Here is a 4,138-nt window from a genome sequence, read left to right as displayed (position 1 = left end):
GGGCGGGGCCGCCGGGGGCGTCCGGCTCGTACGCGTACATCCGCTGGTCGGCGTGGTGGACGAAGACCACCAGGGGGCCGCCGTCGGGCCGCCCGGTGCCCGCCCAGGGGCGGCCGCCGTACTCGGTGAACCCGCTGCGGACGTTCCACGGGGCGGGCAGGGCCTCGGCCGCGGGGCCGCCGTCGGGCCGGCGCACCAGGGTGCGGCGGCCGTTCTCGGCGGGCCGGGGCTCGGTCCACCACACCTCGGGGCCGATCATGCCGACGTACTCGGGCCGGCCGTCGAGTGAGGCGGCGAGCTGCGCGCCGAGCGGCGAGGGCCAGCTGCCGTACGGCTCCTGCACGGCCGGGGCCGGGGCTGCAGAGCCGGCCGCGGTGTCCTGCCGGGAGGCCTTCACGGGCTCCCCCTCACAGCGTCCGCAGCGCGTCGTCGAGGACGCGCACGCCGAAGTGCAGCGCGTCGACGGGCACCCGCTCGTCCACGCCGTGGAAGAGGGACCAGTAGTCGAAGCCCGGGGGGAGTCTGAGTGGGGAGAAGCCGTATCCGGTGATGCCGAGGCGGGAGAACTGCTTGGCGTCGGTGCCGCCGGCCATGCAGAACGGCACGACCCGCCCCGCCGGGTCGAAGCGCTCCACGGACTCGCGCAGCACGGCGAACGTCCGCCCGTCGACGGGGGCTTCGAGGGCCACCTCGCGGTGGTGGAACTCCCAGGTGACGTCGGGACCGGTCAGCTCGTCGAGGGTGGCGAGGAACTCCTCCTCGCCGCCGGGCAGCGTGCGGCCGTCCACGTACGCCGTGGCGGTGCCGGGGATGACGTTGACCTTGTAGCCGGCGCTGAGCACGGTCGGGCTGGTGCTGTTGCGCAGGGTCGCCTCGACGAGGGCGGCGGCCGGGCCGAGCTTGGGCAGCAGCTCGTCGAGGTCGGTCCGGCAGCTGCGCGCGTCCACCGAAAGGCCCTGCAGGGCGGCGAGTTCGGTGATGCAGGCGGCAACGGTGTCGGTGAGGCGGACGGGCCACCGGTGCTCGCCGATCCGGGCGACGGCGGCGGCGAGCCGGCTGACGGCGTTGGCAGGGTTGGGCTTGGAGCCGTGGCCGGTGGTGCCGCGGGCGGTCAGCTTCAGCCAGGCGGTGCCCCGTTCGCCGGCGGCGATGGGGTAGAGGCGCTGCCGGGGGCCGGTGTGCACGGTGAAGGCGCCGGATTCGCTCAGCCCTTCCGTGCAGCCCTCGAAGAGGCCGGGGTGGTGGTCGGCGAGGAAGCCGGAGCCGTCGACGGCGCTGTCCTCCTCGTCGGCGGTGAAGGCGATCACGATGTCCCGGCGGGGCGCCACCCCGGCCCGGGCCCAGGCCCGTACGACGGCCAGCACCATCGCGTCCATGTTCTTCATGTCGACGGCGCCGCGGCCCCAGACCACCCCGTCGCGGACCTCCCCGGAGAAGGGGTCCGTGCTCCAGTCGGCGGCCTCGGCCGGGACCACGTCGAGGTGGCCGTGGACGAGGAGGGCGTCGGCGGACCGGTCCGTGCCGGCGATCCGGGCCACCACGTTGGTGCGGCCGGGGGTGCGTTCGAGGAGTACGGGCTCCAGCCCGGCGGAGGCCAGGAGTTCGGCGGCGTACTCGGCGGCGGGGCGCTCGCGGCAGTCGCCGCCGCCCCGGTTGGTGGTGTCGATGCGGATGAGCCGGGAGGTGAACTCGACGACCTCGTCGAGGGCCTCCCGGTCGACGGGGGACCCGTCGGGCGGGTCCCCCTCGGCAGGCGGCTCCCCGGGCCGGTGCCGGGGCGTGGCTTCGGACATGTCAGCCATACTGCTCCTCCACGGCCGAGGAGACGACCGTCGTGACCGTCTTGAACGTCCGGATCCCCTCGTACATCGCATCACTGGTGTACGCGACCCTGCGCTCGCCGCTGCGCTCGACGCCCGGGACGAGGGTGGCGTACATCGCCAGGTGCTCGGCGTCGAACTCCAGCTCGACCGTGTACGGGCCGCCCCGTACCGGGTCCTTGCGCACCGCGAGGCTCGCGGCCTGTTTGGCGGCGGACCGGATGTCGGCGGCGGTGCGGGCGGGGGTGCGGCAGACGGCGGCGTAGCGGGAGACGTGGTCCTTGACGGCGACGGTGACCGCGTCCGGGGCGTACACGCCGGCGTCGCGGCAGGTCAGGTCGTCTCCGGTGACGAGGACGACCGGGACCCCGTACTCGGCGACGACGTGGGCGTTGAGCAGGCCCTCGCTCGCGCGGACGCCGTTCAGCCAGACACCGGTGATGGAGTTGGCGAGGTAGGTGTGGGCGAGGACGCCCTCCGTTCCGGCGCCGGTGTGGTAGCCGACGAAGGCGACCCCGTCGACGTCCCCGCCCTGCACCCCCTCGACCATGGACAGGGTCTTGTGCCGCCCGGTGATCATCTCGGCCCGCTCGTCGAGCTGTTCGAGGAGAAGGTTCCGCATGCTCCAGTGGGCCTCGTTGACGAGGACCCGGTCGGCGCCGCCGTCGAGGAAGCCGAGGACGGCCGCGTTGACGTCGGAGGTGAACATCGGCCGGCAGCGCTCCCACTCGGGGGTGCCGGGCAGGACGTCGGCGGGCCAGGTGACGCCGGTGGCGCCTTCCATGTCGGCGGAGACGAGAATCTTCATCGGGCCCCCGGAGGTCGGGTGCGCGCACGGCGCGGCGGGCGGCGCGGACGTCGCGCACCGCACCGTCCACGCGGGTCTCCACCCTAGCTTTCCGGGCCCGCCGCGGCCCGTCGGGCGCGCCCGGGAAGGCCGCCCGGCCCGCGTCGGGAATCCACCCGAACCGGTGAGGCCGTGTCCTCGGCCTCACCGGCAACGGCGGGACTCAGGCCTCGACTTCGCGGGCCAGGTTCTCCAGGACCGCGTCGTAGATGCGGCCGAGGCCCTTGGGGGCGAAGGTGCGCTCGAAGAAGCCGCCGATGCCGCCGGCGCCGTTCCAGACGGTGGTGACGACGGCCTTGGACTTGCCCTCGCCGGCCGGGGTGACGATCCAGGTGGTGACCATGGAGGAGTTGCGGTCCTTCTCCACGAGCTGGCCGTCGGTGGGCTCGGTGACCTCCAGCAGGCAGTCGCGCACGCGCTTGCTGGTGGCCTGGAGCTTCCAGTGGACGAGGGTGCCCTCGCCGTCGCCGCCCTCGCGCACCTCGTACTCGCTGAAGTGCTCGGGCAGCAGCTTGCCCCGGGTGCCGGTGTAGTCCGCCAGCGCGTCGAACACGGTGTCCGCGTCGGCCGCGATGATGCGCTCCGTGGTGGCCTCGACCTGCGCCATACCTGTTCCTCCAGCAGTTGTGTTGCCTCGTCGGCGGCAAGCCAACCACTTCGGGGGCGGCGGCCCAAAATCGGGCCCCGGTCAGCGCACGTCTGTGCGCAGCCGGGCCCGTGAGGTGTCGAACAGCCCGGCCTGTTCGGCGAGCCGGCCGGCCCCCGCCTCGCTGTCGACGAGCAACTGGCAGACCTGCCCGGCCCCGCCCGTGACGAACAGCTCGACCCGTCTGCGGGGCGCGCTCTGACCGGGCCAGTGGTAGTCGAGGGTGAGCAGGACGGCATCCTTGCCGTCCTGGGCGGTACGGGTGCGCTGTACCTGGAGGCCCTCCATCGCCGACTCGGCGGTCTTGCGGTACCAGGCGAGCTGTCCGTCGGCCGCGGCGTCGGCGGTGGTGCCGTTGAAGCTGTCCCGTTTGCAGCCGAGGACGTGCGCGCCGTCGGGGGATTTCCAGTTGCGGCGCAGGTCGTCCGAGGCGTCGAGCCGCCAGCCCTCGGGCACCGCTCCGGAGAGGGTGAGCGCCGGCTCGGTGAACCGGTGCCAGCCGGCGGGCAGCGGCGCGGGCGCCTGCGTGGTGCCCGGCCCGGGGGTGGGCGTCCCGGAAGTGGGCCCCGAGGGTGCAGGCTGCCCCGGGGTCGCGGGCTGCCCCGGGGCCGACGGGGCGGTGGCGCTCGGCCCGCGCGTGGCGGGGGTTCCCGGGGCCGGGGGCCGGCCCCCCCGAGGAGCCCACCGGTCCCGGCAGACCGAACACGGCCAGCAGCAGTCCGGCGACGGCGGTCGCCGCCGACACGACCGCCGCCACCTCCCCCGGCCGGCGCCCCGACGACCGGCCACCGGTCTCCTCCGGCCCGGACCCCGTCACACCCATCC

The 4,138-nt window shown here is 74.6% G+C and carries 4 protein-coding genes and 1 pseudogene; all 5 read right to left on the bottom strand.

Annotated features, from left to right (window positions below; all coding sequences use genetic code 11):
* Positions 1 to 343: pseudogene (locus HYE82_RS34580) on the bottom strand (S9 family peptidase); the annotation flags it as partial.
* A 64-nt stretch (positions 344 to 407) separates the two neighbouring features.
* Positions 408 to 1,793 (bottom strand): M20/M25/M40 family metallo-hydrolase, encoded by a 1,386-nt coding sequence (locus tag HYE82_RS34575; RefSeq protein ID WP_179178181.1) that lies wholly within the window; start codon positions 1,791 to 1,793, stop codon positions 408 to 410.
* A 1-nt stretch (position 1,794) separates the two neighbouring features.
* A complete protein-coding gene (locus HYE82_RS34570) occupies positions 1,795 to 2,628 on the bottom strand; it encodes a M55 family metallopeptidase (RefSeq protein ID WP_179178180.1) in 834 nt (277 codons plus the stop codon).
* Positions 2,629 to 2,830: 202 nt separating this feature from the next.
* A complete protein-coding gene (locus tag HYE82_RS34565) occupies positions 2,831 to 3,274 on the bottom strand; it encodes an SRPBCC family protein (RefSeq protein ID WP_179178179.1) in 444 nt (147 codons plus the stop codon).
* A gap of 81 nt (positions 3,275 to 3,355) precedes the next feature.
* The gene (locus HYE82_RS38715) at positions 3,356 to 3,769 is read right to left on the bottom strand and encodes a hypothetical protein (RefSeq protein ID WP_256988104.1); all 414 of its coding nucleotides are present in this window, start codon (positions 3,767 to 3,769) and stop codon (positions 3,356 to 3,358) included.
* Between the last annotated feature and the right edge of the window lie 369 nt (positions 3,770 to 4,138).

Source organism: Streptomyces sp. BR123, from assembly GCF_013401435.1.
Classification (GTDB): domain Bacteria; phylum Actinomycetota; class Actinomycetes; order Streptomycetales; family Streptomycetaceae; genus Streptomyces.
This window is presented reverse-complemented; position numbering and strand designations above follow the sequence as displayed.

Bases quoted from the DNA above. Each gene is read 5' to 3' on its own strand.
- HYE82_RS34565 (WP_179178179.1), bottom strand. From the start codon at position 3,274: ATGGCGCAGGTCGAGGCCACCACGGAGCGCATCATCGCGGCCGACGCG.
- HYE82_RS34575 (WP_179178181.1), bottom strand. From the start codon at position 1,793: ATGTCCGAAGCCACGCCCCGGCACCGGCCCGGGGAGCCGCCTGCCGAG.
- HYE82_RS34570 (WP_179178180.1), bottom strand. From the start codon at position 2,628: ATGAAGATTCTCGTCTCCGCCGACATGGAAGGCGCCACCGGCGTCACC.